11 protein-coding genes are annotated in these 16,433 nt (G+C 37.5%); 8 read left to right on the top strand and 3 right to left on the bottom strand.

Annotated features, from left to right (window positions below):
• Positions 1-46: 46 nt before the first annotated feature.
• On the bottom strand, positions 47-1,456 hold the full coding sequence (locus R2Q70_RS14085) for a TolC family protein (protein WP_316808207.1): 1,410 nt from the start codon (positions 1,454-1,456) through the stop codon (positions 47-49).
• Between the two features lie 19 nt (positions 1,457-1,475).
• Between R2Q70_RS14085 and R2Q70_RS14080 the strand changes: the two genes are divergently transcribed.
• The 6 genes from R2Q70_RS14080 (at position 1,476) to R2Q70_RS14055 (ending at position 9,540) form a co-directional block, all read left to right on the top strand.
• On the top strand, positions 1,476-2,129 hold the full coding sequence (locus R2Q70_RS14080) for a polysaccharide deacetylase family protein (protein WP_316808206.1): 654 nt from the start codon (positions 1,476-1,478) through the stop codon (positions 2,127-2,129).
• Between the two features lie 264 nt (positions 2,130-2,393).
• A complete protein-coding gene (locus R2Q70_RS14075; protein WP_316808205.1) occupies positions 2,394-2,915 on the top strand; it encodes a hypothetical protein in 522 nt (173 codons plus the stop codon).
• Between the two features lie 281 nt (positions 2,916-3,196).
• Positions 3,197-5,962, top strand: coding sequence for a bifunctional aconitate hydratase 2/2-methylisocitrate dehydratase (locus R2Q70_RS14070; RefSeq protein ID WP_316808204.1), 2,766 nt, complete (start codon positions 3,197-3,199; stop codon positions 5,960-5,962).
• Positions 5,963-6,149: 187 nt separating this feature from the next.
• On the top strand, positions 6,150-8,429 hold the full coding sequence (locus R2Q70_RS14065) for an aconitate hydratase (protein WP_316808203.1): 2,280 nt from the start codon (positions 6,150-6,152) through the stop codon (positions 8,427-8,429).
• A 179-nt stretch (positions 8,430-8,608) separates the two neighbouring features.
• Positions 8,609-8,932 (top strand): Bor family protein, encoded by a 324-nt coding sequence (locus R2Q70_RS14060; protein WP_316808202.1) that lies wholly within the window; start codon positions 8,609-8,611, stop codon positions 8,930-8,932.
• An 86-nt stretch (positions 8,933-9,018) separates the two neighbouring features.
• Positions 9,019-9,540 (top strand): hypothetical protein, encoded by a 522-nt coding sequence (locus R2Q70_RS14055; RefSeq protein ID WP_316808201.1) that lies wholly within the window; start codon positions 9,019-9,021, stop codon positions 9,538-9,540.
• A gap of 339 nt (positions 9,541-9,879) precedes the next feature.
• Here R2Q70_RS14055 and R2Q70_RS14050 read toward each other — a convergent pair whose 3' ends face one another.
• On the bottom strand, positions 9,880-11,217 hold the full coding sequence (locus tag R2Q70_RS14050; protein WP_316808200.1) for a GH1 family beta-glucosidase: 1,338 nt from the start codon (positions 11,215-11,217) through the stop codon (positions 9,880-9,882).
• A 118-nt stretch (positions 11,218-11,335) separates the two neighbouring features.
• On the opposite strand from R2Q70_RS14050, the gene R2Q70_RS14045 reads away from it, so the two are divergent.
• Positions 11,336-13,858, top strand: coding sequence for a PKD domain-containing protein (locus R2Q70_RS14045; protein ID WP_316808199.1), 2,523 nt, complete (start codon positions 11,336-11,338; stop codon positions 13,856-13,858).
• 1 nt (position 13,859) lies between these two features.
• On the opposite strand, the gene R2Q70_RS14040 is transcribed toward R2Q70_RS14045, so the two are convergent.
• A complete protein-coding gene (locus R2Q70_RS14040) occupies positions 13,860-15,674 on the bottom strand; it encodes a MutS-related protein (protein WP_316808198.1) in 1,815 nt (604 codons plus the stop codon).
• Between the two features lie 43 nt (positions 15,675-15,717).
• On the opposite strand from R2Q70_RS14040, the gene rlmH reads away from it, so the two are divergent.
• Complete coding sequence (gene rlmH / locus R2Q70_RS14035; protein WP_316808197.1) at positions 15,718-16,191, top strand: 23S rRNA (pseudouridine(1915)-N(3))-methyltransferase RlmH; 474 nt, start codon at positions 15,718-15,720, stop codon at positions 16,189-16,191.
• The last annotated feature ends 242 nt before the right edge of the window (positions 16,192-16,433 follow it).

The raw sequence follows: 16,433 nt of genomic DNA, 5'->3' as shown, positions 1-16,433 counted from the left end.
TGTTCGACGGTTGAAATGTTAATTCTTTCTCCGCTTATCTGATATGTTAAAAAGTGATCTGTTTCCCCAGGTAGTAGTCAATTACTTTCGCTCTGAAAATCAAATCGTATTTGGCTAAAATAAAATCGATTTCCGCTCTGTTTCTATTGGTTTGTGCGGTGCTATAATCTAATGAGTTTACCAACCCCACATTATAACGCTGATCGATCACATAAAAAGCATCTTTCTGTGCCTGAAAGGCATTTTGGGTAGAACTATACCGGCTTTTTGCTGCATTTAAATCTGCTACAGCTTGATTGATGACTTTAATTAAATTGTTTTTAGCTAAAGCCTCATCCGTTTTGCGTTGTAATAAGGTAATTTTTGCCCTTCTAACGTTTGATCTGGTAGAAAAGCCGTTAAAAATCGGAATCTGGATACCCATACTTACAAATTGTCCAAAGTTATCTGTTAACTGATTACCAAATGCAGCGTTAGGTCGAAGCGAACTTGCATTAAACTGGTAATAATATGCAGAGCCTAAACCACCACCGAAAGTAATTTGCGGAAAATAACTACCTCTGGCTACATCAACTGCCTTTTCAGCGGCTTTGGTGTAATTCCAGGCCAATTTAATGTCTGGAAATGCTTCCATAGCCTGCTTGTAAATATCATTCGGAACGTATGTTGTTTTTAAATTTTCGATTTCGTTTACTAAAGGTGGCTGAACTTTAAATGTCATTGGTGGCTGTATTTCCATCAACTGACCGAGTGTTAGATAGGAAATGGTTAACTGGTTTTGTGCATCAGTTAAGTTTAGCTCTGCAGTTGCGGCCTGCGATTTTGCCTGCGAAATATCTGCCAGTGTTTTGTTGCCAACATCCAGCAATGCCTGTTCACGTTTCAAAGTCGAATTCGCAACTTCTAACTGTTGCTGTGTCGCTTTTACCTGATCTTGGTTATTAAGTACCTGAAGATAAGCAGTAACCACCTGAAGGATCAAATCATTTTTTACTTTATCTACATTGGTCTTTCCTGCATCTAACAAAAATTTATTCTGTCTGATCTGGTTTACCCTTGTTCCCCCACCGAATAGTAACACATTAGCATTCAGGTTTGGATTTAAATTATAATTCTGTGTGTTTTCGAATAAACCAGAAACTTGTTGACTCCTTCCCCACTGCATAGATTGATTGATACTTCCATTTAGGGTTGGCAATAAAGCGTTTTTTGATTGTCTTAAATCTTCTTCACTGATGGAGGCGCTAAATGCAGCCTGTTTAATATTTAAATTATTCTTTAAAGTATTTTCAACAGCCTGTTCGATGGTAATCACTTCTTGCGCCTTAATGTTCTGGCTAAAGTTCAATGCCAATAATAATGCAGATCCGGTAATAAACTTATTTTTGGTAAACATTTTCATAATTTGTTTCAAATCTATATAAACAACTTTAATAATTTCAATCTGTACAGGCATTTACTAACTTTGGTGGTAAATGTACCTGATCAAATCGCCGCTTCTGCTAAAATGGTATTATCCATCACTTTTGTGGAATAAATCCCGCATCGAAAAAGTTATTTATTTGACCTTTGACGATGGACCTATACCCAATGTTACAGATTTTGTTTTAAAAACTTTAAAAGCCTTTAATGCAAAAGCCACTTTTTTCTGTATTGGCGATAATATTGTAAAACATCCCGAAGTCTACGCAAACGTGCTAAACGATGGGCATGCGGTCGGCAACCATACTTTTAACCATCTAAAAGGATGGAAAACCGACGATGAGACTTATATAAAAAATACCTTAATGTGCCAGCAACTTACACGCACTAATCTTTTCAGGCCACCTTATGGGAGGATAAAAAAGTCCCAAGTACGCAGTCTTAAGTCTTTAGTCTTAAATCAAAGCGACTCCAAACTTCCTACTCCCGACTGTGGACTTCAGATCGTGATGTGGGATGTGCTCAGCGGCGATTTCGACATTAATCTTTCCCCAGAAAAATGCTACCAAAACGTAATAAAACATACGGAAAATGGTTCAATTGTAGTTTTTCATGATAGCCTGAAAGCCTTCGATCGACTGGAATATGCACTACCGCGGGCTCTAAAATATTTTTCAGATAAGGGTTTCACTTTTTCATCGCTCTAATTTCAGCGATTGCTATGCCAATTAAAATATATCTCATGGCAAGCTAATTAACCAGTATTCCAGGAACCGGTCGTATTTATATCGTTCATAATTGAACAATGTTGTTCGTTTACGAACAGTTATGAAAAAGTAACTCATCTTGCATCCTGATTAAAATATTTCATGGGATATATTAATACATCACTTCAGCTATTATTAATTTCAATTTGCTTCATATCCTGTCAAACAAAGCCGGATAAAAGTTTTGAGCATATTCCACGCGGAATGTCTGACACAGAAGATTTAATATGTGCAATCGATCCATCTAAGAAGTATGATTTTTGGGTGTGTTTCCGCAAAGATTTTCAAGGAAAAATTAATGGAAAAACTGAAATCATCACCGATAAGGGCGATCGTGAAAAACTAATAAATTACAAGTTTAATGAACCATCATCTGGCTTCAAAACCAAAATGTGGACGGGATATTATTACATTGCCTATTTAGAAAATGATAGTCTGAAACTGGCCACAAACGAAACAGAATTGATCAAATTCATCGGAAATATCAATTCACTAGAAGAGGCATTACTTATTGCGGATATAAAAGACCTAAATGTTGATTACAGCCGCCCTATCGGTAGTTCCTATAAAAAAGTTAAAAATGGTTATGATTTCTATTTGGCAAAGTACCATAAATGCATCATTAAAACCGAACCTTTTAAAGTTAGTATTGATTCTTTAGGAAATTACAGCGCTAAAAGCCTGGGCTTTTATTATAATATTGATAGTGGTACATGTGCAGATTAAGTTTAAATTTTGCTGTAAAGATTTTTTCTTGCATCTGCTGAATTCAAAATATTAAAACAGGGTGTTGCAATCATTTTTTAACAATTTAGAATAATTCTAAATTATGTAATCGGCTGCCTAAATTGGTTTTAAGGGTTGTTTTTTGCTATTTTTGCTTTAGCCAAAAAACTGGGTTTTTACCTATCCAGTTGAAACAAATTAATGTACAAAACCATACTCTTTTCATAAAAGCATGTGTATTTATTACCTAAGCTCATGATGAAGAGGGTAAAATAGCTAAGATGAGTATTTATAACGATTATATCCTGGAGATTGAAGACAGAAAAACTCAAGGTCTTCACCCTAAACCTATTGATGGAGCTGAATTAACGAGCGAAATTATCAGTCAAATTAAAAGTGTAAATAATTTTAACAGAGAAGAAGCTGTTAATTTTTTCATATACAATACCTTGCCAGGTACCACAGGTGCGGCAGTTGTAAAAGCACAATTTTTAAAGGAGATTATTTTAGGCGAAGCTGTAGTAGCAGAAATTACGCCTGATTTTGCTTTTGAATTGTTATCACACATGAAGGGTGGACCTTCTATCAAAGTGTTGCTAGATATTGCTTTGGCTGACAACGGCGATAAAGCTAAAAAAGCAGCGGAAGTTCTTAAAACGCAGGTTTTTTTATACGACGCGGATACAGATCGTTTGAAAGAAGCTTACCATAATGGAAATGAAATTGCCACACAAATTTTAGAAAGTTACGCTAATGCCGAATTCTTTACCAAGCTACCTGAAGTGGCGGAAGAAATTAAGGTAGTAACCTATATAGCCGGTATTGGCGATATTTCTACGGATTTATTATCACCAGGTAACCAGGCGCACTCTCGCTCAGATCGTGAATTGCATGGTAAATGTATGATCACGCCACAAGCTCAGGAGGAAATTAAAGCTTTACAGGCACAACATCCAGATAAAAGTGTAATGTTGGTTGCTGAAAAAGGAACGATGGGTGTAGGCTCTTCACGCATGTCGGGGGTAAATAACGTTGCTTTATGGACAGGAAAAAGATCCAGCCCCTATATTCCTTTTGTGAATATCGCCCCTATTGTTGGTGGCACAAATGGAATTTCTCCAATTTTTTTAACAACAGTTGATGTAACTGGCGGTATTGGTATCGATCTTCAAAACTGGGTAAAGAAAACTGATGAAAATGGAAATGTAATCCGTAATGAAAACGATGAGCCTATTTTAGAAGAAGTATTTTCGGTAGCAACAGGAACGGTATTAACCATCAATACCAGAACTAAAAAATTATACAATGGCGATCAGGAGCTGATTAATATTTCGAAAGCCCTGACTCCGCAAAAAATGGAATTTATCAAAGCAGGCGGTTCTTATGCCATTGTGTTTGGTAAAAAAATTCAAACATTTGCTGCTAAAATTTTAAATATAGAAGCACCAACCGTTTTTGCTCCGGCTAAAGAAGTATATATCGAAGGGCAAGGACTTACTGCTGCAGAAAAAATATTCAATAGAAATGCAGTAGGTTTAACACAAGGAAAAGTTTTGCATGCCGGCTCTGACGTTCGCGTAGAAGTTAACATTGTAGGCTCTCAGGATACCACGGGTTTAATGACTGCGCAGGAATTAGAAGCCATGGCAGCGACCGTAATTTCTCCGATTGTAGATGGTGCTTATCAATCGGGTTGCCATACCGCATCTGTTTGGGATAAAAAAGCGCAAGCCAACATTCCTAAATTGATGAAGTTTATGAATGAATTCGGTGTAATTACAGCCCGTGATCCTAAAGGAGAATACCACGCCATGACGGATGTAATTCACAAAGTGCTGAACGACATTACCATCGACGAATGGGCCATCATCATCGGTGGTGACTCACATACACGCATGTCGAAAGGTGTAGCATTCGGTGCAGATTCTGGTACGGTTGCCTTGGCATTGGCAACTGGTGAGGCGGCGATGCCAATTCCTGAATCAGTTAAAGTAACTTTTAAAGGTGAAATGAAGCCGCACATGGATTTCCGTGATGTGGTACATGCCACACAGTTGCAAATGCTGCAACAATTTGATGGCGAAAACGTATTCCAGGGTCGGATCATTGAGGTACACATTGGTACGCTATTAGCCGATCAAGCTTTTACTTTTACCGACTGGACTGCTGAGATGAAAGCAAAAGCATCTATTTGTATTTCTCAGGATGACACCTTAATTGAGTCTTTAGAAATTGCAAAAAGTCGTATCCAGATCATGATTGATAAGGGCATGGACAACCATAACCAGGTGTTGCAGGGATTAATTAATAAAGCAAATAAACGTATTGAGGAAATTAAAACGGGTATCAAACCAGCTTTAATGCCAGATACGAACGCTAAGTACTATGCTGAGGTAATAATTGACTTGGATATCATCAATGAGCCAATGATTGCCGATCCGGATGTAAACAACGTGGACGTTTCTAAACGTTACACACATGACACGATCAGAGATTTAACTTTCTATGGTGGTGATAAAAAAGTAGACCTAAGTTTCGTTGGTTCTTGCATGGTGCATAAAGATGATTTGAAAATTGTTTCTCAGATGCTAAAAAACATAGAGAATCAAACTGGTAAAGTAGAATTTAAAGCACCATTGGTGGTCGCTGCTCCAACTTATAACATCATTGATGAATTAAAGGCCGAAGGAGACTGGGAATATTTACAAAAATATTCTGGATTTGAATTTAGCGATGCATTACCAAAAAGCACTGCTCGTACAGAGTATGAAAATATTATGTATTTAGAGCGTCCGGGATGTAACCTATGTATGGGTAACCAGGAAAAAGCAGCTAAAGGAGATACGGTAATGGCAACCTCTACCCGCTTGTTTCAGGGACGTGTAGTAGAAGACAGAGACGGTAAAAAAGGAGAATCATTACTGGCTTCTACACCAGTTGTTGTTTTATCTGCCATCTTAGGTCGTATTCCAAATATTGAAGAATATAAAATGGCTGTAGAAGGCATTAATTTAACCAAGTTTACGCCAATTTCTACAAAACAATAAGAACAAAAAAGCATAAAAATTGTTAATAAAGCTAAAGGCTATCTGAAAAACCAGGTAGCTTTTTTGTTATGCAAAACTGCATAGAATGTTTTTAAATAACACAATTTGACAAATCTCGAAAATAAGTGTATTAAAAATTGTTTAATTTAGAACATATAGTTGTTGACAATAATTTAAAATATAAAATATGGCTTTTGACATAGACATGATTAAAAAGGTTTACGCAAATTTCGGCCCGCGTGTAGATGCGGCCCGCAAAATTGTTGGTAGACCTTTGACATTATCGGAAAAAATATTATACGCCCATTTATGGGATGGCGATCCTAAAAAATCGTTCTCTCGTGGAACTGATTATGTTGATTTCGCACCAGATAGAGTGGCAATGCAGGATGCAACCGCTCAAATGGCACTCTTGCAATTTATGCAGGCCGGTCGCCCGCAGGTGGCCGTGCCTTCAACTGTACATTGCGATCACTTAATTACAGCTAAAGAAGGCGCTTCAATAGATTTGCCTCACGCTAAAACAGAAAGCGCTGAGGTTTTCGATTTCTTATCATCTGTATCAAATAAATATGGTATTGGTTTCTGGAAACCAGGAGCAGGTATTATTCACCAGGTGGTTTTAGAGAATTATGCTTTCCCTGGCGGATTAATGATTGGAACCGATTCACATACCGTGAATGCTGGTGGTTTGGGTATGGTTGCTATTGGTGTTGGTGGTGCTGATGCCTGTGATGTAATGGCAGGTTTGCCTTGGGAACTTAAATTCCCGAAACTGATTGGTGTTAAATTAACCGGTAAGTTAAACGGCTGGACTGCTGCTAAAGATGTGATTTTAAAAGTAGCCGGTATTTTAACCGTAAAAGGTGGTACTGGTGCTATTGTAGAATATTTTGGCGATGGTGCAATTAATTTGAGCTGTACAGGGAAAGGTACCATTTGTAATATGGGTGCCGAAATCGGTGCTACAACATCTACATTTGGTTACGACGAAAGCATGGAACGTTATTTACGTTCTACAGGACGTAATGATGTTGCTGATGAAGCCAATAAAATCAAAGAATATTTAACTGGCGATGCTGAGGTGTATGCTGATCCAGAAAATTATTTCGATCAGGTTATTGAAATTGATTTAGATACCTTAGAACCATACTTAAATGGTCCTTTTACGCCAGATTTGGCTACTCCGGTTTCACAAATGAAAGTCGAAGCAGAGAAAAATGGCTGGCCTTTAAAAGTTGAATGGGGTTTAATTGGCTCTTGTACCAACTCTTCTTACGAAGATTTATCCAGAGCAGCTTCAATTGCAAACCAGGCGATCTCGAAAGGTTTGGTAACGAAAGCAGAATTTGGGATAAACCCAGGCTCTGAACAAGTACGTTACACTGCAGATCGTGATGGTTATTTAAAAACTTTTGAAGATTTAAATGCGACCATCTTTACAAACGCCTGCGGACCGTGTATTGGAATGTGGGATAGAACAGGCGCAGAAAAAGCAGAGAAAAATACCATCGTTCACTCTTTTAACAGGAACTTTGCAAAACGTGCCGACGGTAACCCCAATACTTTTGCATTTGTAGCTTCGCCGGAAATGGTTGCAGCTATTGCCATTGCTGGTGATTTAGGTTTCAATCCATTAACAGATACGTTAACCAACGATAAAGGTGAGCAGATCAAGTTAGATCCGCCAACTGGTTTCGAATTACCTACAAAAGGGTTCGCTGTAGAAGATGCAGGTTATCAGGCACCGGCAGAAGATGGTTCGAACGTAGAAGTTCTCGTTTCTCCAACCTCGCACCGCTTGCAACTTCTTGACCCGTTTACACCTTGGGAAGGCACTGATTTAAAAGGCTTAAAACTTTTAATAAAGGCGAAAGGTAAATGTACAACGGATCATATTTCTATGGCAGGCCCATGGTTAAAATTCCGTGGCCACCTGGATAACATTTCAAACAACATGTTAATTGGTGCAGTAAATTACTTCAACGATAAAACAGATAATGTTAAGAATGAACTGACTGGTGAATACGGCCCTGTTCCAGCAACACAACGTGATTACAAAGCGGCTGGTTTTGGTTCAATCGTGATCGGCGACGAAAATTACGGTGAAGGTTCATCTCGTGAACACGCAGCGATGGAACCTCGTCACCTAGGCGTTCGTGCGGTATTGGTGAAATCTTTTGCCCGTATTCATGAAACTAACCTTAAAAAACAAGGTATGTTGGGCTTAACCTTTGCTGATAAAGATGATTACGATAAGATTTTAGAAGGCGATACCATTGATATTTTAGGCCTAACAGAATTTGCTCCAGATAAACCGTTAACACTGGTATTACATCATTTGGATGGTACTCAAGAGCAATTCCCGGTTAACCACAGTTACAATGCTCAGCAAATCGACTGGTTTAAAGCTGGTGGTGCGTTAAACATCATTAGAGCTGAAGCCGCTGCGAAAGCTGGAGTTTAATTAGTCTTGAGTTTCTAGTCGGAAGTCTAGATTCTACATATTAAAAATCCCGTTTTGAGTAAAATCAAGGCGGGATTTTTTGTTGCTTGTCCTAAATAAAACAAAACTACGGGTTCCCGTAAAAAAAAATATTTCAGTTTATTTAGTTTCGCAGATTATTAATCAAGCAAACAATTTAAATGAGAAAAATTTTCGTACTAAGCTGTATTACAGCAACACTACTACTATCCTCTTGCTATACAGCAAAAATTGCTCACGGCTCATTAACAACAGATTCACCTGTAGTAAAAGTCAATAGCAAAAAAAATCATGCCTTAATAGAAGGTCTCGTACCGTTAAATAATGGATATGAAGCTAAAAAATTTATAGGCGATACTCCTGATTACATTACAAAGAGTCAAATAACTTTTGTCGATGGGTTATTAAGATTTATAACTCTTGGGATCTATACACCATCTACAACTAGTTTTTATGTCCCACTAAATAACGTAACAAAAAAATAGATTTGCGTTAGCAGAATAGGTTTCTGTACTAAAAGAAATCTATTCTGTTTTATATTATATAACCTCTATAAAATTAAGAATTGCCAATGTATCGCAACATTCTCATTTTATGTTTTATACTCTCATCAAAATTATCTTTAGCTCAAATTAGCCTTGATGATTTATTGAAGATCCAGAAATCTGACGTTGGAACTATTACTAGTCTCTTAATCGACAAAAATTGGCAGTTAATTGAGTCCAAGCAAGAAACGGATGATGATTACGGAAAAATGAATTGGGCTAAAGGGGTTGATCAATTTGAATCTGATAAAGCAACTGCGTGGCTAAATATAGATTATAGTGAGACTGTTCATAATAGAGTGACGCTTCAAGCATTTAGTAAATTACTTTACCAAAATATTAAAGCGAAAATTATTAGTTATGGAATGAAAAAAATAAGTTATGGTTTAATGGATGGTTATTCGTTTAACGATTATGCTGGAGTAAATTATGCTATTAGAATTGGGGTTGGCTCAAATTCAGGATCGAATGTTTCCCGTTACATTTTCATAATCTGGAACAAAGCCGACTATAAAAACATAATGGAAGATAAGTATGAATCAAATTAATGACATAAAAAGTCCAAAATCACGTTTTTATCAAGACGTTTTTTTTTGTTTATTATTTCCCGCAGATTTAAAATGATAATTACCGCAGATCTTCGCAGATGCCTTTCAAAAGAATAAAAACTTCAATTCCCTTAAATCTGCGAACCTGATCAGCGAAAATTTGCGGGAAATATTAAAAGCGATAACTATTCCAGATGCTTAAAAAAACAAAAACTTCAATCCCTTAAATCTGCGAACCTGATCAGCGAAAATCTGCGGGAAATATTTAAAAGCGACAAACTATTGCAAATGCTTAAAAAAAAAAAAAATTCAATCCCCTAAAATCTGCGGAAAGACAACCTAATTCTTTAAAAACTCCTGCCACCAGTAACCAGAATATTTAATGGTACGTTTCAGCGTTTTAAAATCAGTATGCACCAACCCGAACCTGGCATTGAAACCTTCTGCCCATTCAAAATTATCCATTAACGTCCAAGCCATGTAGCCAGTAATATTTAAACCATCGTTTTTTGCCTTCAATAAAGCAGCCAGATACAGCTCGAAATATTCAATCCGTTCTGCATCGACAACACTTCCATTCACCAGTTTATCGTGGTAAGCAGCGCCATTTTCTGTTATCATGATATTTTTAACATTTGGATAAGCAGCAAATTGTTTAATGATATTATAAAAGCTATTGGCATTAATTTCCCAACCCATTGATGTATGTGGTTTTTTTCTGCTTTTCGCTTTCACTTCCCAGGCCTGTATTACCGGAATGAAGGCATTAAATTTAACCGTTAGCGGAAAATAGTTTTGCAGCCCAATAAAGTCAAAATCAAACTTCATCCGTTCATTTAATCGCCAGGTTCCGTATTCGATTTGAAATTTCTCCAGCACATCCCAATCTGCTGTCGGAAAACCCAAACCCTGGGCGGGCTCGACAAATAACCGATTCATTAAACTATCAACCCGTTTAGCGGCTAAAATATCATTATCACTTTGTGTATAAGGAATAATTTCTGAGCAGGAATAGGTTGTTCCGATATTGGCCTGGCTAACTTCTGCACGAAGAATTTTTCCCCCCTCAGCCTGGGCCAAAGCGGTATGTAAAACAGCTGGAAAAAAATTGCTTAATCCGGTTTTTCCGGGTGCATGAACACCAAGCATATAACCTAAAGAGGTGTAGCCAAAAGGTTCGTTTAATATAATCCAGTTTTTAACTTTATCGCCATATTCCAATGCACAAATACTTACGAAGGAATTGAATGCCGCATTGATGCTAAAACTTGTCCAACCGCCTTCATCCTCTAAAGCTTGCGGCAAATCCCAATGGTAAAGTGTAATATAGGGAGTAATACCTTGTGTTAAACATTCATCAATTATATGATGATAAAACCGGACTCCCTCCTGATTAACTTCTCCCCTTCCTGAAGGCAAAATTCTCGACCAGGATATAGAAAACCGAAATACCTTGAAGCCAAGGATTTTAACCAATGCGATATCTTCCTGGTAACGATGGTAAAAATCGCAAGCAACGTTAAGTTTATGATTATTCTTAATTTTTCCTTTGCGATTTGTAAAGGTATCCCAAATAGAAGGACCTTTCCCATACAAATCTGCTGCCCCTTCAATTTGTGGAGCGGCTGTGGCAATACCCCAAAGGAATTCAGGTCCAAAATCGCTGGCTTTAATCATAATTAATTTTGCTGAGGCTTAAGTTGCAACTTTAATATTAACAAAACATTAAATATATAGTGATTAAAATGAAAACATTTTTTAATAGTTTTACCCTATGCGCTTACCGTTAACTCTCTTGATAATCATCGTTTTCTGCTCAAAACTTTGGGCCAATTTTGCGGCTCCTGTTAACGATGAATTAGCTGACGCAATTAACATATCAAACACTACTGCATTTTGCAGCGGAGATGCCGCCTACAGCAATGCGGAAGCTACTTCTAGCAATATGTATAACAAACCTATGAGTTGGATGGCGACGGGGAAAGATGTTTGGTTTAAATTTACGGCCACCAAGTATGATGTTAATATTTCGGTTAGCGGCCAGGTGAATGCCAGTAGCACGAATACATTAATTAATCCTCTAATAGCACTTTATACCTTTGAACCAGGCGCAACCGGCATCGGCGAGATGATTGGTTCATCTACAACTTCGAGTAACGTTACCTCATTCTACAAAGGCGCCTTGGTGCCCGGACAAGTTTATTATGTTCGGGTAAGTGCTGCAAATGATAACACCGGAACTTTTAAATTATGCCTCGATAATTATTTCCCTCCCATGCAACCTGGGCAAGATTGTGGTACCGTTTCCATTCTATGCTCAAAAGAAACATTTACGCAATTAAATGTTACGGGCACCGGATCGAGCAGAAATGAATCGGCAGGCACTTGTTTAGGTACTGAATCAAATTCGGCCTGGTATATGTTCAAAGCATCCAAAGCCGGATCCTTTACGTTTGTAATCACCCCAACGGTTATCACAAATGATATCGATTGGATATTTTATGATTTAGGCATAAACGGTAATTGCAGCATGGTAAATGCATCAAACGCAATCAGGTGTGCTGCAGGCAGTGGCGTTACCTGTACACCCAGTTATTACAAAACCGGTTTGAGTATGACCGAAACGGATTTAACCGAAGCTTCTGGTTGCCCTGCCGGGCAGAACGGTTTTGTGAAATATGTAGATTTGGAAGAAAACCATACCTATGCGATCCTAATCGATAACTTTTCCAGCGGAAACAATGGGTTTACTTTAGAGTTTGGCGGAGATGCAGATTTAGCTGGTCCAAGTGCTGAAATTGCTGTACAGAAATTAAATCCCTGTACAGATAGCCAGGCCTATGAATTCAACGCTATTGCCGCCAATTATGCTGAACTGAAATGGTCGTTTGGTGAGGGCGCTAGTTTAGCAAGTGCTAACGGAATTGGTCCTTACACCATAACGTACAGCACACCTGGCGAAAAAGTGGTGGTTTTAGAAGCAACGGCAACAAACGGTTGCAGTGTAATTACCACCCAAAGTTTTATCGTAGCCAAAACACCAGAAAAACCCGCAATAACAGCCACAGATGTTACCCTTTGCCAGGGAGATATTCTGCAATTTTCGACACCTTTCTTAAATCTGGCCACCTACCATTGGAGCGGCCCAAATGGTTTTACATCTGCTGAACAGAACCCTTCCATACCAAATGTTGGTCCGGAGCATGTTGGCATTTATAAATTATTTGTTCAGGTTGGCGATTGTATTAGCCAGGAAAATTCTTTAGCCATTTTATCGGTTGACTTAAAACCAGAGGCAGGTTTTTCAGTTGTGATTAATAATAAATGTGAAGCCAATCAAAGTTTTTCTTTCGTTAATGAATCAAAAAACTACACCAAAATAAACTGGGATTTTGGCCCATCAGTAAAAGCGAATTTCGACGCGGCAAACGACAGCAAGCTTATCACTTTTGAAACGCCCGGATTAAAAACCGTAACCTTAACCATCGAAACCAATAATGGTTGTACTTCAGTTTTTACACAAGATATTTTAGTCGAAATAAAACCAGAAATCCCTGAAATCACCATTAACCAGCCTGCATTTTGCCTGAATGATGTAATGAAGCTATCGGTACCAGAACAACGAAATATGAGTTATGCCTGGAGTGGTCCAAATAATTTTACCGCGACAACCAGCAGTATCGAAATTCCAGTTACGAATTTTAATCAGGCAGGAGAATATCGTATCGTGCTCACTTCAGGCACCTGCAGTTCAGCTCCTGCCACGATCACCATTCCTCCGATTGCGAATGTTCCAATTGCAAGTTTCTATACTGAACCATCATTCAATGTTAAATTTTCGGTACCTGCTCCGGTTAGTTTCGTTAATACTTCTAAATACGGCGATTACTTCGAATGGAATTTTGGCGATGGAACCCTTTCATCAGAAAAAAACCCCATACATACGTATCAAACAGATGGTACATTTCAAATCACTTTAACTGCATTTTCAAACAATGGCTGCTCAAATTCAATTACGCAAGGCGATTTAATCATCAGAAAAGAAGCCTCCATTTTTACACCCAATGCATTTTCGCCAAATGGCGATGGCGTAAATGATGAGTTTGTTGTTGGCATTACCAATTTAAAACGCTACAGAATTCAGATTTACAACCGCTATGGAAGCCAGGTGTTTTTTACAGATAACATTTTCGACAACTGGAAAGGAACTTTTAAAAATAACGATTTGCCAACCGGCGTATATTATTATGTGATTTTTGGTACACATTTAAATAATACTACAGTAAAATACACCGGTTCGGTAACCCTGTTACGCTAAATTACGTTAAACTCAAACCAATTTGTTTCAACAAAATTGCTGCATTAAAGGTTGAGCAAGGTCCCTGTTTCAGTTTATAATCAAATTTCATTTCACCATTGGTAAATTGAATATCAAAATGAAAATTGCGAACAGTTTGCGGATGATCTTGCTGGAGATCTGCCAACTGCAAATCGTGTGTAGCAAACAAAGCCGGCGTTTTTTCGGCAATCAGTTTTTCTACAAAAACTTTAGAGCCTAAATATTTATCCCTGCTGTTGGTTCCGCGTAACATTTCATCTATCAATACAAAAGTATTTTTATCTTCCTCAATATTGTTCAAAATCATTTTTAAACGATCAAGCTCTGCCTTAAATGTTGAAGTACTTTCGTTCAGTGAATCTTTAATTCTCATATAACTATTAATCGAGAAAACAGAGAGTTGCAATGATTTTGCGTTCACTGGAGCTCCGGCATAGGCCAGAACCATATTAATGCCAAGGGTGCGTAAAAACGTACTTTTCCCGGCCATGTTTGATCCGGTAACAATATCAACCGTAGGAGACTGTTCCAAGTAAAAATCATTATTCACTCTTTTATCAGCAGCAATTAAAGGATGTCCTATTTCTGTTCCTTTAAGACTAAATAAATCTTCCATTTCCGGAAATACCCACTCGGGATAATTGTGCGCTAACGTAGCGAAGGAAATAAGCTCTTCGAAATCACCCAGATGATCTAGTGCGGTAATAACATCTTTTGATGATGATTGATACCATTTATCGAGGCTGATGCAACACTGCAAATCCCACAGAAACAAGCCGTTTAAAAATCCGCCTACGATTAAATTCAACCTGGCATCGAATTTTTGAATCACTTTGGATAAAGTTCTGATTTCTTTACTTACAGGAATTTCTGAAGTGAACAACCGGCGAATATAGCTGCTTTTCCACTGATGGTTTTCCGTCCATTTTATGGCTCTGCTATAACTGTTTAACAAACCTGAGCCGCCACCAAAGCTATAAAAAACCAAATTAATTTTTGAATTGAGGAATATGTTCATCCCCAGGTGGATAAACACAAAAAGCCCTAGCAAATTACTAAACAAACCACCAATAAAAATTGCGGCCAGAACCAATGCAAAAGTTAGGTAAGGTGCAGTGGCTACGTAAAAACGTAAAAATTGCCCACGTACAAATAAAAGTTGCTGACCAAGGCTTCCGTATAACTGGGTTTTTATTTGTTCAATTTTTTCAATGTCGTGGCCGTGTAGGTTGGCCCTAAAATCATATGTTTCTGCAATTTTTCCCTGTATTTCTTTAACAGCCTCTTGCCGTTCTAAAATTTCATCTTTAGTTAACTTGTTTGCTAATCGATTTGCGAGCAGCTTTTTACCTGTTTTTGTGTAACACCTGTTAATTAACGCAAACAATGAAGCCCTGCCGAAAATATCAAGATCAGAAGCGTAAGGATGAGATTCTGATTCAAACTGGTTTCCATCATCGTAACCATTTGGCTGAGCGTTCAGTTGATTCCACTCGTTCTGGTAAACCCAAAGTAATTGTTTTTGATATTCGATTGCACGATCAAGTTTAGCTTGTTTTCGCACTACAAATACAAATCCAATCACAGGTATCATTAATAAAATCTGAATCAATGTTCTACTGTTATCATCAGCTGAATTCAACAGCAACACAAAAAACAAAATCTCAGCTAAAAACAGTCCTATCCGCACTAAAGAAAGCTGATCGACCAATTTTTTGGTTTGATTGATTAAACTGGTAACCTCGTTAATTTTTTGGCTGTAGCCAGATATTATTTGTGCTTGTATTTTTAACATTATCTTTGATTCGCGGAAAATTCTAAAGATAGGAAAATATTAAATGAAGATTACTTTAATAGCCATCGGGAAAACGGAGGATAAGTATTTAATTGAAGGTATAGAAAAATACATCAACAGGTTAAAGCATTATATAAACTTTAGTTTTTTGCCTTTGCCTGATGTAAAAAATGTAAAAAACTTAAGTGAGGCACAACAGAAAGCAAAAGAGGCCGAACTGCTGCACAAACAAATTAATAATGGCGATGTTGTTATTTTGTTAGATGAAAAGGGGAAGAAATATTCATCTGTTGAGTTTTCCAATTATTTAAACAAACAAATGGTTGGCAGTGTGCAACATTTAATTTTTATTATTGGCGGCCCTTATGGCTTTGATGAAACGATATATAAAAGAGCTAATGGATTAATTTCCCTCTCAGATATGACCTTTTCACATCAAATGATCAGGCTATTTTTTGTAGAGCAGTTGTACCGCGGATTTAGTATTTTGAAAGGCGAACCCTATCATCACGGCTAGTACGGAAGAGGGATTAGGGAAGATGGATACGAAAAAACAATATGGAATTAGCTTTCCAAAATCATCATAAAATAAAAAAACATGTTAGATAAATATAAACGTCAATACCGTTACAGAAGCAACCAAAGTGGCAATAATAAAATGCTTTGGATAAGCATCATCATTTCTTTAGTTATTGTAGCTATTCTTTACTACTTTTTTTAAAGGCATAAAAAAAACACCAGGCGATAAACCTGGTGTTT

Source organism: Pedobacter agri, assembly GCF_032678665.1.
Taxonomy (GTDB): domain Bacteria; phylum Bacteroidota; class Bacteroidia; order Sphingobacteriales; family Sphingobacteriaceae; genus Pedobacter; species Pedobacter agri_A.
This window is presented reverse-complemented; position numbering and strand designations above follow the sequence as displayed.